This window comes from Pseudooceanicola nitratireducens (assembly GCF_900109195.1).
Lineage (GTDB): Bacteria > Pseudomonadota > Alphaproteobacteria > Rhodobacterales > Rhodobacteraceae > Pseudooceanicola > Pseudooceanicola nitratireducens.
Genome location: NZ_FNZG01000001.1, coordinates 754486 through 771633 on the forward strand (window position 1 = coordinate 754486; position 17148 = coordinate 771633).

The following is a 17148-nucleotide window of genomic DNA, read 5'->3' on the forward strand; positions in this document are numbered from 1 at the left end:
AAACCCCCGAAGTATCAGAAGTTACAGCAAATTTTTTGACCTTACGGAATGCGCCCGACCCAGGGATGCGCCGTTTTTTGAAACAACACTATTCGCACGAGGTTCCGCCATGAATCCCCTTCGTCTTGCCCCGCTTCTCCTGTGTCTTGCCGGTGCGGCCTGCGTCCAAGATCGCGAAACCACGACCAAGTTCGAATTCCGTGGCGAAACCTACACCGTGCGCGTCCTGCTTTCGGGGAGGCCCTGGAACGAGGAATACGACCAGATCGACCATTTCGTCTATTACCGGGGCGAGAGGGTCTTTTGCGACGGCAGCGGCGATGACTGCGCCGAAAAACTCGCCGCCGCCTATGAAGAGATCGACAAGCGCTGGCTGGCCGAGCAGCGGGCGAAGGCAGCCGCGAAAGCCGCGCGGGAAGACGGCGATGGCGCGACCCCGACCGGCACGGGGGGCGGGTCCGGTGGTGGCTCTGGCGGGGGATCCGGATCGGGTGGCAGCGTCAGCCCGGGCGGCGGCGGGTCCGAGGCTTGAACCATGGCCCTAAGGGGTGCCGCGAACGTGCGATCCTGGGCGATCGCTTGTAGCTGGCGACGTCGAACTGTCCGCGTCTCCGACGCGGGGCAGGGCTGGACCGACAAGAAAAAGGGCCGCCCCATGGGACGGCCCTTTTCCGATGTCTTGCCCTTTGGCCGAGGGGAGGGCCCAGGCCCTTATTCGAACTCGATCAGCAGGTCCTTGGCGTCGATCTGCGCGCCTGCGCCGACATGGACGGCCTTGATGACGCCGTCGCGGTCGGCCGAGATGCCGGTTTCCATCTTCATCGCCTCGATGGTCAGCAGCAGGTCGCCCTGTTTGACCTTCGATCCCGCCGCCACGGCAAGCGAGGCAACAACCCCCGGCATCGGCGCGGCCACATGGGCCGGGTTCGCCGGGTCGGCCTTGGGCGCGGCGGCCTTGGCTCCGGTCGCCTTGCGGTCGGGCACGCGGACCACGCGGGGCTGGCCGTTCAACTCAAAGAACACCCGCACCTCACCGTCGTCCTGGGTGGACCCCACGGTAACCAGGCGGATCTCCAGCGTCTTGCCGGGGTCGATCTCGGCGGTGATCTCTTCCTCGGGTTCCATGCCGTAGAAGAAGGTCAGCGTGGGCAGGGTGCGCACCGGGCCATAGGTTTCGTGGCGTGCGGCGTAATCGGTGAAGACCTTGGGATACATCAGGTATCCGTTCAGATCCTCGTTGTCGATTTCGACCCCGCCGGCGGCCGCGCTGGCCTCCTGCCGCTTGGCCTCTAGATCGACGGGGGGCAGGTGCTTGCCCGGCCGTTCCAGGTTCGGCTTTTCGCCCTTCAGCGCCTTGGACACGATCGTGTCGGGGAAGCCGCCCGGAGGCTGACCAAGGTTGCCGCGCATCATGTCGATGACCGAATCCGGGAAGGAGACGTCCTTCTTCGGATCCTCGACATCCGCGCGGGTCAGGCCCTGTGACACCATCATCAGCGCCATGTCGCCCACAACCTTCGACGACGGCGTGACCTTGACGATATCGCCGAACATCTGGTTCACGTCGGCATAGGCCTGTGCGACCTCGTGCCAGCGTTCTTCCAGCCCCATTGACCGCGCCTGCGCCTTGAGGTTGGTGAACTGCCCGCCGGGCATTTCGTGCAGATAGACCTCGGAGGCGGGGGCCTGCATGCCGCTCTCGAACGCCGCGTATTGGCCGCGCACGGCCTCCCAGTAGTTGGACACCTCGCGCACGGCGGCGATGTCGATGCTACTGGCGCGATCGCCATGGTTGATGGCGGCCAGGATGGACCCGAAGGTCGGCTGCGAGGTATTGCCCGACAGCGCATCCATGGCCGCATCGACCACATCCACCCCGGCGGCCGAGGCCGTCAGGATCGTGGCGATCGCAGCACCCGAGGTGTCATGGGTGTGGAAGTGGATCGGCAGGTCGACCGCATCCTTCAGCGCCGGGAACAGCACCTGCGCCACCGGCGCGGTCATGACACCGGCCATGTCCTTGATCCCCAGCACATGGGCGCCGGCGGCTTCCATCTGCTTGGCCATGTCGACGTAATACTTGATGTCGTACTTGGCGCGGGCCGGGTCCAGCGCATCGCCGGTGTAGCAGATCGTGCCTTCGCAGATCTTGCCGGACGCCTGCACCGCATCCATGGCGACGCGCATGTTTTCGACCCAGTTCAGACTGTCGAAGACGCGGAAGACATCGACGCCGGTTTCCGCCGCCTGGCGCACGAATTCCTGCACCACGTTGTCGGGATAGTTGGTATAGCCCACGCCATTGGACGCCCGCAGAAGCATCTGCGTCAGGATGTTCGGCATGGCCGCCCGGATGTCGCGCAGACGCTGCCAGGGGCATTCCTGCAGGAACCGATAGGCCACGTCGAAGGTCGCGCCGCCCCAGCATTCCACCGAGAACAGCTGGCTCAGGTTCGAGGCATAGGTGGGCGCGATCTTGATCATGTCGATCGACCGCATCCGCGTCGCCAGAAGCGACTGGTGCCCGTCCCGCATGGTGGTGTCGGTGAACAGCAGTTCCTTCTGATCTTTCATCCACTTGGCGACGGCCTCGGGGCCTTCGGCGTCAAGCAGATCGCGGGTGCCCTTGGGCGCGGCGCCCTTCAGCGGCGGGATGCGCGGGGGCTTCAGGTCGGGGTGCGGCAGGGGGCGTCCCTGGACCTCGGGGTGACCGTTCACGGTGATATCCGCGATATAGGTCAGTACCTTCGTGCCCCGGTCCCGGCGGGGTTTGAAATCGAACAGCTCGGGCGTCGTGTCGATGAACTTGGTCGTGTACTGGTTCGACAGGAAAGTCGGGTGTTTCAGCAGGTTGATGACGAAGTCGATGTTCGTGCTGACACCGCGGATGCGGAATTCGCGCAGGGCGCGGTCCATGCGGCGGATGGCCAGTTCCGGCGTCGGGGCCTTGGCAGTCACCTTCACCAGAAGTGAATCGTAGTACCGCGTGATCACCCCGCCCGCATAGGCGGTGCCGCCGTCCAGACGGATGCCCATGCCGGTGGCGGACCGGTAGGCGCTGATGCGGCCGTAATCGGGGATGAAATTGTTGGTCGGGTCCTCGGTCGTGATCCGGGTCTGCAGGGCGTGGCCGGTCAGGCGCACGTCATATTGGCTGGCCTTGCCGGTGGCCTCGGCCAGGGTCTTGCCCTCGGCGATCTGGATCTGGGCCTGCACGATGTCGATGCCGGTGACCTCTTCGGTCACGGTGTGTTCGACCTGCACGCGGGGGTTCACCTCGATGAAGTAGAACTTGCCCGTCTCCATATCCATCAGGAATTCAACCGTGCCCGCGCATTCGTAACTCACATGGGCGCAGATCTTGCGACCCAGTTCGCACAGTTCTTCGCGCTGCGCCTCGCTGAGGTAGGGCGCGGGGGCGCGTTCCACGACCTTCTGGTTGCGGCGCTGGACGGAACAATCACGTTCATAGAGGTGGTAGATATTGCCCATCTTGTCGCCGAGGATCTGAACCTCGACATGGCGGGCGCGGGTGATCATCTTTTCCAGATACCCCTCGCCATTGCCAAAGGCGGCCTCGGCCTCGCGCCGGCCTTCCAGCACCTTTTCCTTCAGTTCCTTGGAGTTGGTGACAGGCCGCATGCCGCGTCCGCCGCCACCCCAGGAGGCCTTGAGCATCAGGGGATAGCCGATCTCTTCGGCCTCTTTGGTGATGGCGTCGAAATCATCGCCCAGCACCTCGGTCGCGGGGATTACTGGCACGCCGGCGGCCATGGCGACCTTGCGGGCGCTGGCCTTGTCGCCCAGGGCGCGCATGGTTTCGGCCTTGGGGCCGATGAAGGTGATGCCCGCCGCGTCGCAGGCATCAACGAAATCGGGGTTTTCCGACAGCAGGCCATAGCCCGGGTGGATCGCATCGGCCCCGGACATCTTGGCGACGCGGATGATTTCCGGAATCGAGAGATAGGCGGCCACGGGGCCCAGCCCTTCGCCGATCTTGTAGGCCTCGTCTGCCTTGAAACGATGGAGGCCCAGCTTGTCCTCCTCGGCATAGACCGCGACGGTCTTTTTGCCCAATTCGTTGGCGGCGCGCATGATCCGAATGGCGATCTCGCCCCGGTTCGCGATCAGGATTTTCTGAAAATCCGGCATGGGTAGGCCCCCCTGTAAGAATTTCGGCGAGCAAACCGCACGCTGCGACGCAGCGCAAGGGGAAAGTTTGCTAATTGCAAATGTACGAAATTGCGGAATGCAAAACCTGCAAATAGCGTCATGTTCTGGTTGCGCAAACGACATCGCAGGGCAAGGCGTGCGCGGCGTCCGGGCCATGGGCCCCCCCGCGCATGCGTGGGCGGGCGGTCGTTGCAACATTTGTCCGGCGCGAAGGGGCAGGGCAATGAAATCGGGCCACCCCGGCGGATGCGGGATGGCCCGGTGATGTCGTCCTGTGCAGGCGGATCAGTCGCTGATCGCGCCTTCTTCGTCCCGGCGCTGGCGCATCTTGGCCTTCACGCGGGCCCCGAAGATCAGCGGCAGGATGAAGCCGATGATCGCCACCGCCCAGAGCCCAAGCGACAGCGGGCTGTCGATCAGGGTCCACCAGTCGCCATTGTCGATGGTCACGGCGCGGCGCAGGTTGTTTTCCATCGCGTTGCCCAGAAGCGTGCCCAGGATGATCGGCACCAGCGGCACGTCCAGCTTGCGCAGGCCCCAGCCCATGACGCCAAAGCCGATCATGACCAGCAGGTCAAAGGTCGACCCCGAGATGCCGTAGATCCCCACGAAGGACACCATGGCAACGATCGGCATCAGGATCCGCGACGGGATCATCAGCACGCGGGTGAACAGGCCCACCATCGGGATATTCATGGCCAGCAGCATGAAGTTGGCGATGAACAACGCCGCGATCAGGCCCCAGACCACATCGGGGTTCTGGGTGAACAGCAGCGGGCCGGGGGTGATGTTCAGCGCCAGCAGCACTGCCAGCAGAACCGCGGTCGTGCCCGATCCGGGAACGCCAAGCGCCAGCATCGGCACCAGCGCACCACCGGCGGCGGCGTTGTTGCCGGCCTCGGGGGCGGCGACGCCACGCGGATCACCGGTGCCGAAGGTGCCTTCCTTGTCGACCAGGCGTTTCTCCATCGAGTAGGAGATGAACGACCCAAGCGAGGCACCCGCGCCGGGCAGAACGCCAGCGATGAAGCCCAGGAACGAGGTCCGCAGCATCGTCGGCGTGGTCTGCTTGATCATCGACATCGGCGGATAAAGCTTGCCGATCACCATCTTCTTGCCTTCCGCATCGGACCCGCCATGGCGGTTTTCCAGGAAGATGAAGACCTCGGACAGGGCAAACAGACCCACGATCGCCACAAGGAAATCCAGCCCGTCGTACAGGTGCACTTCGCCGAAGGTGAAGCGCGGCACGCCGGTCTGGGTGTCGACGCCGATGGTGGCCAGGCCCAGGCCAAGCGCCGCGGCAAAGGCCGATTTCGCCTGGTTGGTCGAGGACACGCCGCCAAGCGTCATGAAGGCCAGCGCAAACAGCGCAAAGTATTCCGCCGGACCGAACAGCAGCGCGATCTTCACCAGCTGCGGGGCCAGCAGGATCAGGCCCCAGGTGGCAAAGAAGGCCCCGACGAAGGACGCGATGCCCGACAGAGACAGCGCCTCACCGGCCAGACCCTTCTTGGCCATGGGATAGCCGTCGAGACAGGTCATCATCGCCGGCTCATCGCCCGGAATGTTCAGAAGGATCGATGAAATCCGCCCCCCGTACATCGCGCCGTAATAGACCGAGGTCAGAAGGATCAGCGACGGTGTCGCGCCAAGGCCCATGGTGAAGGCCAGCGGGATCAGGATCGCCACGCCGTTCGACGGGCCAAGGCCGGGCAGGGCCCCCATGATCGTGCCCAGAAAACAGCCCAGAAGGGCCAGCAGAAGGTTCTGCCAGGTGATTGCGATGGCAAAGCCGTCGCCAAGGTTTGCAAGCGTTTCCATGATGCCCCCTCAGAACCCGAACGGTCCGCGTGCCAGCGACAGGCCGAGGACAAGGTGGAAGATGACGTAGATGCCGACCGACGTGCCGACGCCGACGAAAACCGATTCAAGCGCCGAGGACCCCAGACGCCAGGCCAGGTAGGCGGCGGCAAAGGCGGTTGCGATGACAAAGCCCGCGACAGGCAGCATCTCGGCGTAAAGGATCATCACGACCACGGCCGCGGCGATCTCGGCCAGGCGGCCCAGGGTGGGCCATTGCGGTTCGGCATCGGGGCGCAGCACGATCGCCAGGCTCGACAGGCCCAGGATGGCGGCGATGATCAGGGGGAAGGCTTTGGGGCCGACGGCATCCGACAGAAAGCTTTCCTCGATGGCCAGGGCCGCGAAGACATAGCCGATGGAAAGGAGAATGCCGAAGACACCGAAGATACGATCGCTCATGGCAGATCTCCTCTTGGTGGAAGTTCGAAAACCCGGGGGCCTACGCGGGCCCCCGGCAGGTGATCCGGAAAACCGGATTACTTGATGATGCCGATTTCTTTGGAGATCGACTGAATCTGCGCGACCGAGTCCTCGACGAAGGACTGGAAGGCATCGCCCTGCAGATCAAGCGGGGCAAGGCCGTTGGCCGCCATCACCTCTTTCCACGCGTCGGTGGCGTAGAGGTCGGAAATTTTGGACACCCAGGAGTCATAGGCCTCGTCGGACATGCCGCCGGGGGCGTAGAACCCGCGCCAGTTGGCACCGATCGCATCGACACCCTGTTCCTTTGCGGTCGGGAAGTCGGCGAATTCGCCGTCCAGACGTTCCGGGGCCAGCACGGCAATGACCTTGATGTCACCGCTGTCGACGAAACCCTTGGCTTCAGAGATGTCGCCGGTGAAGCCTTGAACCGACCCTGCCAGCAACTGGGTCACGGCTTCGCCGCCGCCGTCAAAGGCGATGTACTTGACCTTGCGCACGTCCTCGATGCCATAGGCATTGGCCGCGATCAGAACCTTCAGGTGGTCCCAGCCGCCCACGGCAGAACCGCCCGCGATGGACACCGAGGTCGGGTCCGCCTTGATCTGGTCCAGCAGCTCAGGCAGCGTGTTGACCGCGCTGTCGGCCGCCACGGCGATCACGCCGTAATCCGCACCGATCGACGCCAGCCAGCGGACCTGGTCCATGGTGTTGCCGGGGTATGCGCCCTGTGCCAGGCGGGTCGCCGTCGCGGACGAAGCCGCCACGATCAGGTTGTTGTCATCGCCGCGCTTGTTCACGACTTCGGCAAAGGCCACGCCACCGCCGCCACCGGCCAGGTTGACGACCTGCATGGTCTTGTCGATCAGACCGGCGTCCTGCAGCGACTTGCCGACCTGGCGGCAGGTAAAGTCCCATCCGCCGCCCGGGTTGGCCGGTGCGATGCATTCCGGGTTTTCTTGTGCAGCCGCCGAAAACGCGGACAGCGACAGGGCTACGGCAGCCAGTGCGCCGCGAGTAACAGAGAGTTTCATAGGGTCCTCCTCAGGTCCTGGACAGCGCACTCCCACGCGCTGTAATCGGTCCCGCGGGGCAGTAGAGAGGAGGTCGCGATGCGACCACTTCCCCGCGGGTTGCGAATATGTAACCGTTGTTCCTGTCACGAAGCTGTCATCGCGACAGGTTTTCGGGAACGCGAGGGAAAGGGCCGGCAAGGGGCACGGAATTGGGCCAGGGAACAGGCCAGAAAACAGGCCTTACAACAGGCCAGAGAACGGAAACGGAAAATGCGCATTCTGATGGTCGAAGACGCCAGGGACCTGGCCGAGGGCGTGATCGCGCATCTGGCCCGGTCGGGCATCGTCTGCGATCTGGCCGTGACCATAGAAGAGGCGCGCGATTGCCGGGCCGTGCAGCGCTATGACGCGATCATCCTTGATATCAACCTGCCCGACGGCTCGGGGCTAAGCTTCCTGCGCGACATCCGCGCCGCCGTTGATCGCACGCCGGTGCTGATGCTGACCGCCCTGTCCGCCGTGGACGACCGGGTCGAGGCGCTGGACCAGGGGGCGGACGACTACCTGTCGAAACCCTTCGACCAGCGAGAGCTTGAAGCCCGGCTGCGCGCCCTTGTCCGGCGCGAGGCCGACCGCAAGGAAGAACAGATCACCCTTGGATCGCTGACCTACAGCCCCAAGGACCGCAGCGCCCGGCTGGGCGACCGCCAGCTGGATCTGACCCGGCGCGAGGCCGCGCTTCTGGACACGCTGATCCGCCATCGCGGGCAATATCTGTCGAAGGCGCGGCTGTATGATTCCCTCTATGGCTTCGACGACGCCGACGTGGGCGTGAACGCGATCGAGCTGTATATCGCCCGGCTGCGCAAGAAATTCGCGGGATCCGACGTGGCGATCACCACGCAGCGCGGCGTGGGCTATCGCATCGGGCTGGAGGCATGAGCACCGGGCCTGAACCGCACCCAAAGGCCCGCCCGGTGCGCAGCCTGGTGTCCCGTGTGCTGGGCACGGTCTTTGTCATCCTGCTGCTGGGCGGGGTGCTGGTCGCGGGCTCGACCTGGTGGAACGGCCAGCAGGCGGCCCGCCAGGCCTATGACCGGATCCTGGTTGGCGCGGCCAGCGACATCGCGGAATCGATCCGGGTGCAGCGCGGTGCGCCGCTGGTGGATCTTCCCGTTTCGGCCTTCCAGCTTCTGGCGCAGGCCCCCGAGGACCGGATCTATTACGCCGTCATCGGCCCCGGCGGGCAGCTGGTCACCGGTGTCGATCCCGATCACCGTATCACCGCGCCCGCCCGTGGCGGGGCCCCGGTGCGCTTCTTCGATGACATGCTGGACGGCGAACCGGCGCGTTTTGTCATCCTGACCCGGCGGTTTGTGGAGCGTGACTTCTCGGGGCCGGTGGACGTGGTCGTCGGCCAGACGCTGCGCGCCCGCAAGGCCATGACCCGCGATCTGGTCATCGACGCGCTGCTGCCGCTGGCGCTGGCGGGGATCGTCATGATCGGCATCGCCTTTCTGGTCATCCGCTCGGCCCTCGCGCCACTTGGTGCGCTGATCGAAGACCTGTCGCACCGCGACCCCTATGATCTGACGCCGATGCCGACCGAACGCCTGCCGCGCGAACTTCAGGTGATGCTGGGGGCGATGAACCGCTTCATGCAGCGGCTGGACACCCAGGTCGAGGCGATGCGCAACCTGATCTCGGACACCGCGCATCAGCTGCGCACCCCAGTGGCCGCAATCCGGGTGCATGCCGAAACCGCCATGTCCGACCCCGAGGAAGAGGCGCGGGGCAGGGCGCTGGACCGCCTTGCGCTGCGCACCCGGTCCCTTGGCACCCTGCTGGATCAGCTTCTGTCGCGCGCGCTGGTGATCCACCGCACCGACAGCATGCCCCGCACCCTGGTCGACCTGCGTGAAATCGCGCTTGAGATCATGGAACGGGACGATTCCGCCGTGCTGGCCCCGGGGGCCGAGCTGCGGCTGGAGATCGGCGAAGATCCCGTTCTGGTCCGCGCCGACGCCTTTTCCCTGGCCGAGGCCGCGCGCAACCTTCTGGGCAACGCTCTTAGTCACGGTGAGGCCCCGATTGTCATCGGCGCGGCGGAAGAGGATGGGCAGGCTGTTCTATGGGTGCAGGACAGCGGGCCGGGCCCCGAGGACCAGGTGATCGCGCGGCTGGGCGCGCGGTTCAACCGCAACGCCGGCACGCGCGAACAAAGCACCGGGATCGGCCTTTCGATCGTGACTTCGGTCGCTGCGGCCTTCGACGGACGGGTCGAGATGACCCGCCGCCCGGATGGCTTCCGCGCTGCGCTGATCTTCCCCATGGTGCCCGACACGATGAGAGAGGACGCCTGATGCTCCGCCTGTTCCTTGTGGTCCTGGCCCTGCTGGGCCTGTCCCATGCCGGCGCCGCGCAAGAGATGACGGCCCGGTTCGGCTCCGGCGCTACGCCCTTCCTGGTCCGGTCGACCACCGATGTGGCGATCATCCGCCCGGTGATGGAGCGTTTTGCCGCGCTGAACCCCGAAATCGCGATCACCTATGAACAATGGGGGTCCAACGGGCTGTTCGATCAAAGCCGGGCCGAGTGTCGCGATGGCACGCCGGGTGCCGATGCGGTGCTGTCTTCGGCCGTGCAGCAGATGGTCTGGCTGGTGAACGCGGCCTGCGCGCAGCCCTACCGGTCGGCCGAGACCGCTGCGCTGCCCACGACGCGCCGGTGGCGGGACGAGCTTTGGGGTGTGACGATCGAGCCGGCGGTGATCGCCTACAACAAGCGGCTTCTACCGGTGGACGAGGTGCCGCGCAGCCGCTTTGCCCTGCTGGACGCGCTGCGCGAACGACCGCAGGTTTTTCACAACCGGATCGCCACCTATGACATCGCCGAATCCGGGCTGGGTTTCCTGTTTGCCTATAGCGACAGCCTTGAGGCGACGACCTTTGGCGGCCTTCTGGAAGGTTTCGCGCGGGTCGACGCGGTGGCCACCTGCTGCTCGGCCGAGATCATTTCGGGTGTGGCCAATGGGCGCTATGTCATGGCCTACAACGTGCTGGGATCCTACGTGGCGAACGCGAATGAGCCGGACGTGGGCATGATCCTGCCCGAGGATTACACCCTGCTTCTGTCGCGCGGCTACATGATCCCCAAGGGGGCCGCCCGCGCCGATATCGCCGCCCGGCTGCTGGACTACCTGCTGGGGCCCGAGGCGCAGCGCCTGCTGGTGCAGGCTGGCCTGGTGACCGAGATGGACGATACCGAACCTGCCCTTGCGGTCAGCGCGCGGCGCTATATCGCGCTGTCGCCGACGCTGCTGGTGGCGCGGGATGCGAACCGCCGGACGCTGCTGCTGCAGTTCTGGTCCGACACTTTCCGTCAGGCCGCTTTTCCTTGACGTGCCACGGGATTGGCTGACCCTTTCCTCGGTCCTCGGTCCTCGGTCCTCGGTCCTCGGTCCTCGGTCCTCGGTCCTCGGTCCTCGGTCCTCGGTCCTCGGTCCTCGGTCCTCGGTCCTCGGTCCCAACCCAACCGTCTGGTGCCTAAGGCGCAGACCCCGACCGGCGCACAACCGGTCACAACCCGGTGGCCCCGCAAGCCAAGCCTTTAGTCCTCAGAATTCCTGAAGTTCGCCAGCCCGGACCAAGCCAATACCAGCCCCGAAGGCCTATCGTCTCCTCCATACAGGCCTCTGGCATTGGCCGTTCACAACCGGCCGGACCCATAGACCACACCCGAAGCCCTCAAAATTCCCGAAGATCGCCAGCCCAGAACAAGCCGCTAACAGCCCCATAGCCCTACCGTCCCGTCCAGACCTGACCCCGGGCCTCCTCTGGCCGGGTGATGCCCATCTGGATCATGGCCGAGGTCATATCCTCGGTCAGGATATGCGTCAGGTGATCGGCCCCGCGCGCCCCGAAGGCGGCGACGCCCCACAGCCAGGGACGGCCCAGCATGATGAAATCCGCACCAAGCGCGATGGCCCGTACCACGTCGAGGCCGGAACGGACCTCTCCGTCGAACAGCACCGGGGTAGCGGGGCCAAGCGCTTCGCGCACCAGCGGCAGCGCCTCGGCCGAGCCGGGGCAGCCGTCGAATTGGCGGCCGCCGTGGTTCGACACCCAGATGGCGTCAAAGCCAAGATCCCGCAGCCAGACCGCATCCTCGGGCACCAGCACGCCCTTGGCGACGATCGGCCCATCCCACATGTCACGCAGCCGCTTCAGCAGATCGGGGTCCGGGGCGGCGTGCGGGGCCAGGCCAACGTGTCGCGCCGGTTCATGCGGAGAGGCGTATTTCGCCAGGCCGCGCACCGAAGGCACGCCGCTGCGCGCAACCGCCAAGGACCAATGTGGCCGCAGCACCGACTGAAGGAACAGCCGCGGCGTGATCCGGGGCGGCGTGGTCAGCCCGCCGCGCCGCTGGCGTTCGCGCCGGGACGGGCCCGGCACATCGACGGTCAGCACAAGCGTATGGAACCCCGCGGCTTTCGCCCGCTGAACCAGGTCCGCGCAATGATCTTCGTCCCGCGGCGGATACAGTTGAAACCAGCCCTGATCGCCCACATGCGGGGCCAGATCCTCGACCGAGGCCGCGGCGACCGTGGACAACCCGAAGGGCAGGTTGGCCGCCACGCAATGCTTGGCCAATGTCACCTCGGCCCCCGGCCAGAACAGCCCGGTCATGCCGACCGGCGACACGCCCCAGGGACGGTCATACCGACGCCCGAGCAGGGTCGTGCCAAGATCCGGGACAGTCCGCCCCTTCATCACGGCAGGCTTCAGGGCAACACGATCCAGCGCCTCACGCGATCGGCGGATGGCGATATCGTCCAGCGTCCCGCTGTCCAGGTATTCCCAGGCGAAATGTGGCAGACGGCGACGGGCGCGATCGCGCAGGTCAGCAAGAGTCGGGTAGGCGAGATCAAGATCCATGGTTGCGCGACCTTGTCGCGCGCCCTGCGGTTTGGCAAGGCACCCCGATGCAATTCCGGGGCCTTTGTCCGCAGTCCTTACATATCACAACCCTCCGTCGGCAAAACGAATCCGGCAATCACGCCGGCAATTGTGAAGAATTCTTGTGAACAAGTGGTGAACATGCCCTTCCGTTTCGCGCGCCATATGCGTATTCTGCGCCCATGAGCAGCTTTGACGATCACGACGCCTTTGAAGGCGCTTCCCGGGCCTCCCTGTCTTCCCGCGCCATGGCCGCGCGGCCGATGCCCTATCTGGACGAGCTCAACTCCGCGCAACGCGAGGCGGTCGAGGCGCTGGATGGCCCGGTCCTGATGCTGGCGGGCGCGGGCACCGGCAAGACCAAGGCGCTGACCGCGCGGATCGTGCACCTGCTGAACACCGGGCGCGCCCGGCCAAACGAAATCCTCTCGGTGACCTTTACCAACAAGGCCGCGAAGGAAATGAAGATCCGCGTCGGCAAGATGCTGGGCGAGGCGGTCGAGGGCATGCCCTGGCTGGGCACCTTCCACGCCATCTGCGTCAAGCTGCTGCGTCGCCACGCCGAACTGGTGGATCTGAAATCGAACTTCACGATCCTCGACACCGACGACCAGATCCGGCTGCTGAAACAGCTGATCGCGGCCAATGGCATCGACGAAAAGCGCTGGCCGGCAAGGCAGTTGGCGGGGATCATCGATCACTGGAAGAACCGCGCCTGGACGCCCGAAAACGTCCCCTCGGCCGAGGCCTCGGCCTATAACAACCGCGGGACCGAGCTGTATGATCAATACCAGCGCCGCCTGCTGGAGCTGAACGCCACCGATTTCGGCGATCTGCTGCTGCATGTGGTGACGATCTTCCAGAAGAACCCGGACGTGCTGCAGCAATACCAGCGCTGGTTCAAATATATCCTCGTCGACGAATACCAGGATACCAACGTGGCCCAGTACCTCTGGCTGCGGCTGCTGGCGGGCGGGCACAAGAACATCTGCTGTGTCGGCGATGACGACCAGTCGATCTATGGCTGGCGCGGGGCCGAGGTGGGCAATATCCTGCGGTTCGAAAAGGATTTTCCCGGGGCCAAGGTGGTCCGGCTGGAACAGAACTACCGCTCGACCGAACATATCCTCGCGGCCGCCGGCGGCGTGATCCGTGGCAACGAAGGCCGCCTGGGCAAAGAGCTTTGGACCGAAGCCGAAGGCGGCGAAAAGGTCCGCCTGATCGGTCATTGGGATGGCGAGGAAGAGGCCCGCTGGATCGGCGAAGAGATCGAGGCGATGCAGCGCGGCACCCGTGGCATGCGGCCGATTTCGCTGGACGACATGGCGATCCTCGTGCGGGCCTCGCACCAGATGCGCGCCTTCGAGGACCGCTTCCTGACCATCGGTCTGCCCTACCGCGTCATCGGCGGCCCGCGCTTCTACGAACGGCTCGAGATCCGCGATGCCATGGCCTATTTCCGGCTGGTGGTCTCGCCCACGGATGACCTGGCCTTTGAACGCATCGTCAACACGCCGAAACGGGGCCTGGGCGACAAGGCACAGCAGAAGATCCAGGTCTGCGCCCGTCAGAACGGCGTGCCGCTGGTCGAAGGCGCGCGGATCCTTCTGGCCGAAGGCGGCATCACCGGGAAGGGCGCGGGCCAGCTGCGCGCCCTGGTCGACAACCTGGAACGTTGGGGCCGCATGACCCGCGTGCCCGTGATCAACGTGAATGACGACGCGGTTCTGGAAGACGACAGCACCGCGCAGGCCATCGAATACGCCCGCCCCGAGGTCAGCCATATCGAACTGGCCGAGATGGTCCTGGAAGAATCCGGCTACATCGAGATGTGGCAAAACGACAAGACGCCCGAAGCCCCCGGCCGGCTCGAAAACCTTAAGGAACTGGTCAAAGCACTTGAGAACTTTGACAACCTTCAGGGTTTCCTGGAACACGTCAGCCTGATCATGGACAATGAAACCGACGACCATGGTGCGAAAGTGTCAATCATGACGCTGCACGCCGCCAAGGGGTTGGAGTTTCCCGCCGTCTTCCTGCCCGGCTGGGAAGACGGGCTGTTCCCCTCTCAGCGGTCGATGGACGAAAGCGGCCTCAAGGGGCTCGAGGAAGAGCGCCGCCTGGCCTATGTCGGCATCACCCGCGCCGAGGAAATCTGCACGATCTCCTTTGCCAGCAACCGCCGCGTCTTTGGCCAGTGGCAGTCGCAGCTGCCCTCGCGCTTTGTCGACGAACTGCCCGAGGAACACATCGACGTGCTGACCCCTCCGGGCCTCTACGGCGGCGGCTACGGGGCCGCAGCCCCTGTGGGCGAGGTCCGATCCTCCATCGACCAGCGGGTGAGTGAGGCAAACGTCTATAACTCTCCCGGCTGGAAGCGCATGCAGGCCCGTGCCAGCCAGCGCCCCGTCAGCCAGCCGCGCGAGACTCGCAACCAGGTGATCGATGCCCAGGCCATCAGCGCCTACACGATCGGCGACCGCGTGTTTCATCAGAAGTTCGGCTATGGCGAAGTCACCGGGATCGAGGGTGACAAGCTCGACATCGATTTCGAAAAGGCCGGCACCAAGAAGGTCGTCGCCAAGTTCGTCATGGCCAGCACCGACGTGCCCTTCTGACGCGGCTCAGGCGCTCCGGCCCCTGATCATCCTCTTGCCCGAAATATCCCGGGGGAATTGAGCCTTCAGGCTCAAGGGGGCAGCGCCCCTGCGCGCGCACCACGGGCGTGCCCTGCGCAACCGCGCCAGGCCCGCCAAATCCACGCGCCGACCAAACCCAAGCTTTGGAAAGAAAAAACCGCGACGCCAGGGAGGAGGAGAGGCGCCGCGGTTCATTTCACGATCACCCAGGGAGGAGGAGAGGGCGACCGATCTGGTTGTGAAGTCCGGCGACCCCAGGGAGGAGGAGAGGGGCCGCCGGTCTTGCTATCACCAACCCAGGGAGGAGGAGAGGGCTGGTGCATTCTGTGCGGAGCGTCTTACCCGGCTCCGGGGATAGGCGCGGTGACATCAGGGAGGAGGAGAGATGTCACCGCTTAGTTTCAGTCGACCCAGGGAGGAGGAGAGGGCCGCCTGATCCAAATTACATCGTGCGGTACGCTTCTTCGCGTGCCAGCGACTTGATCATCGAACGGTGCAGACCCAGGTCGCGCAGTTCGCGGTCGTTCAGGGCCGAAAGCTCATTGACGCACTTGCGATAGGCTTTGTTCTGTGCGTAGCGTTCGGTCAGACCGGCCACAATACGCTGGAAGATGCCACCGTGGGCGACTGCGTTGCGGGTTTCGGTCATCATAGTCATGTCTTCGTACCTTTTCGTCTTGCCTTGGGGCCGTATGCCCGTTCAGCGCTGTGTTGAGATGAAATTAGGATTTATGCTGCGCATGCACAACGCCCGATGCTGCAACGCGGCTATGCAAAATGTGCATAGTCAACTACGATGTGCAGGGCATTGAAAAATAATGAAATAATTCAGTTTCGCCCAAAAGTTCCTCAAAAGATTTGTTTTCGGGGCATGATTGACGTTACGTCCGCAAGCCCCTTTCCTTGGGTGGTCATCGCGCAGGCGACCCCTTATCTAGGGGCAGTAAGCAGGAAAACAGGTGGAACATGGCGCTCACACGGGAATCGGTCATTGCTGCGCTGCAGCGAATTGAGCTGCCGGATGGCGGCACCCTTGTCTCTCGGGACATGCTGCGGGCCCTGACGGTCGAGGACGGCATGGTCCGCTTCGTCATCGAAGCCCCGTCGCCCGAGATTGCCCGCCAGATGACCGGCCTGCAAAAGACGGCCGAGGCCGTGGTGCGCGATCTGCCCGGCGTGCGCGATGTCAGCATCGTGCTGACCGCCCATGACACCGCCGCGCAGAAGCCGCCCAGCTTGAAGGTCGGGGGCCACCACACGCCCCAGACCGGGCCGATGAAGCCTGCCGGGGTCAAGCGCATCATCGCCGTGGCCTCGGGTAAGGGTGGGGTGGGTAAATCCACCGTCTCTTCGAACCTCGCCGTGGCGCTGTCGCGGGCGGGCAAGAAGGTCGGCCTGCTGGATGCTGATATATACGGTCCGTCCCAGCCGCGCATGATGGGGGCCAAGGGGCGCCCCGCTTCGCCCGATGGCAAGACGATCGAGCCGCTGCACGCCCATGGGGTCACGCTGATGTCGATCGGCTTCATGGTCGAGGAAGACAAGGCCGTGGTCTGGCGTGGGCCGATGCTCATGGGGGCGCTGCAGCAGATGCTGGGTCAGGTGAACTGGGGAGAGCTTGACGTGCTGATCGTCGACCTGCCGCCGGGCACGGGCGATGTGCAGCTGACCCTGTGTCAGCGCAGCGAGCTGTCGGGTGCTCTGGTCGTGTCGACGCCGCAGGACGTGGCGCTGATCGACGCCCGCAAGGCCATCGACATGTTCGGCACGCTGAAGACGCCCGTCCTGGGCCTAATCGAGAACATGTCGACCTTCACCTGCCCGAACTGCGGCCATGAAAGCCATATCTTCGGGCATGGCGGCGTCGTGGACGAGGCGCAGAAGATGGGCGTGCCGCTGCTGGGGCAATTGCCGATCGATCTGGACACGCGACTGGCGGGCGACGCCGGCACGCCGATCGCCGCCGGAGAAGGGCCGATGGCCCAGGCCTATGCGCAGCTGGCCCAGGGGCTGATCCGCGGCGGCATCGTCTGACCTTTCAGGGCGCAGGCGGCGGGTCTTTTTTCCGGCCTACTA

12 protein-coding genes are annotated in these 17148 nt (G+C 64.8%); 6 read left to right on the plus strand and 6 right to left on the minus strand.

What is annotated here, in order from left to right:
* Window positions 1–109 precede the first annotated feature (109 nt).
* Entirely contained in the window at window positions 110–532 is a 423-nt protein-coding gene (locus tag BMX99_RS03540; protein ID WP_093447300.1) for a hypothetical protein, read from the plus strand.
* 179 nt (window positions 533–711) lie between these two features.
* Here the strand turns inward: BMX99_RS03540 and BMX99_RS03545 are convergent, their stop codons facing one another.
* From BMX99_RS03545 to BMX99_RS03560, 4 genes are all read right to left on the minus strand, one after another.
* Window positions 712–4152: a pyruvate carboxylase gene (locus BMX99_RS03545; RefSeq protein WP_093447302.1), complete on the minus strand. Its 3441-nt coding sequence runs from the start codon at window positions 4150–4152 to the stop codon at window positions 712–714.
* A 306-nt stretch (window positions 4153–4458) separates the two neighbouring features.
* The gene (locus BMX99_RS03550; RefSeq protein ID WP_093447304.1) at window positions 4459–5997 is read right to left on the minus strand and encodes a tripartite tricarboxylate transporter permease; all 1539 of its coding nucleotides are present in this window, start codon (window positions 5995–5997) and stop codon (window positions 4459–4461) included.
* A gap of 9 nt (window positions 5998–6006) precedes the next feature.
* Complete coding sequence (locus tag BMX99_RS03555) at window positions 6007–6438, minus strand: tripartite tricarboxylate transporter TctB family protein (RefSeq protein WP_093447307.1); 432 nt, start codon at window positions 6436–6438, stop codon at window positions 6007–6009.
* Between the two features lie 77 nt (window positions 6439–6515).
* Window positions 6516–7493 carry a Bug family tripartite tricarboxylate transporter substrate binding protein gene (locus BMX99_RS03560; RefSeq protein ID WP_093447310.1) on the minus strand — a complete coding sequence of 326 codons (978 nt, stop codon included), beginning with the start codon at window positions 7491–7493 and terminating at the stop codon, window positions 6516–6518.
* Between the two features lie 252 nt (window positions 7494–7745).
* Between BMX99_RS03560 and BMX99_RS03565 the strand changes: the two genes are divergently transcribed.
* Genes BMX99_RS03565 through BMX99_RS03575 form a run of 3 tightly spaced genes read left to right on the plus strand, consistent with a single transcriptional unit; the run spans window position 7746 to window position 10875 of the window.
* Window positions 7746–8417, plus strand: coding sequence for a response regulator transcription factor (locus BMX99_RS03565; RefSeq protein ID WP_093447312.1), 672 nt, complete (start codon window positions 7746–7748; stop codon window positions 8415–8417).
* Complete coding sequence (locus BMX99_RS03570; RefSeq protein ID WP_093447315.1) at window positions 8414–9838, plus strand: sensor histidine kinase; 1425 nt, start codon at window positions 8414–8416, stop codon at window positions 9836–9838. Before BMX99_RS03565 ends, BMX99_RS03570 begins: the two co-directional genes overlap by 4 nt.
* The gene (locus BMX99_RS03575) at window positions 9838–10875 is read left to right on the plus strand and encodes an ABC transporter substrate-binding protein (protein WP_093447318.1); all 1038 of its coding nucleotides are present in this window, start codon (window positions 9838–9840) and stop codon (window positions 10873–10875) included. The genes BMX99_RS03570 and BMX99_RS03575 overlap by 1 nt, the downstream gene beginning before the upstream one ends.
* Window positions 10876–11275: 400 nt before the next feature.
* On the opposite strand, the gene BMX99_RS03580 is transcribed toward BMX99_RS03575, so the two are convergent.
* Window positions 11276–12412, minus strand: coding sequence for an alpha-hydroxy acid oxidase (locus BMX99_RS03580; RefSeq protein ID WP_093447321.1), 1137 nt, complete (start codon window positions 12410–12412; stop codon window positions 11276–11278).
* 203 nt (window positions 12413–12615) lie between these two features.
* On the opposite strand from BMX99_RS03580, the gene BMX99_RS03585 reads away from it, so the two are divergent.
* Complete coding sequence (locus tag BMX99_RS03585) at window positions 12616–15051, plus strand: ATP-dependent helicase (RefSeq protein WP_093447324.1); 2436 nt, start codon at window positions 12616–12618, stop codon at window positions 15049–15051.
* Window positions 15052–15514: 463 nt separating this feature from the next.
* Here BMX99_RS03585 and BMX99_RS03590 read toward each other — a convergent pair whose 3' ends face one another.
* Window positions 15515–15730, minus strand: a complete 216-nt coding sequence (locus tag BMX99_RS03590; RefSeq protein WP_093447327.1) for a DUF1127 domain-containing protein — start codon at window positions 15728–15730, stop codon at window positions 15515–15517.
* Between the two features lie 308 nt (window positions 15731–16038).
* Between BMX99_RS03590 and BMX99_RS03595 the strand changes: the two genes are divergently transcribed.
* Window positions 16039–17106 carry an Mrp/NBP35 family ATP-binding protein gene (locus BMX99_RS03595; protein WP_093447330.1) on the plus strand — a complete coding sequence of 356 codons (1068 nt, stop codon included), beginning with the start codon at window positions 16039–16041 and terminating at the stop codon, window positions 17104–17106.
* The last annotated feature ends 42 nt before the right edge of the window (window positions 17107–17148 follow it).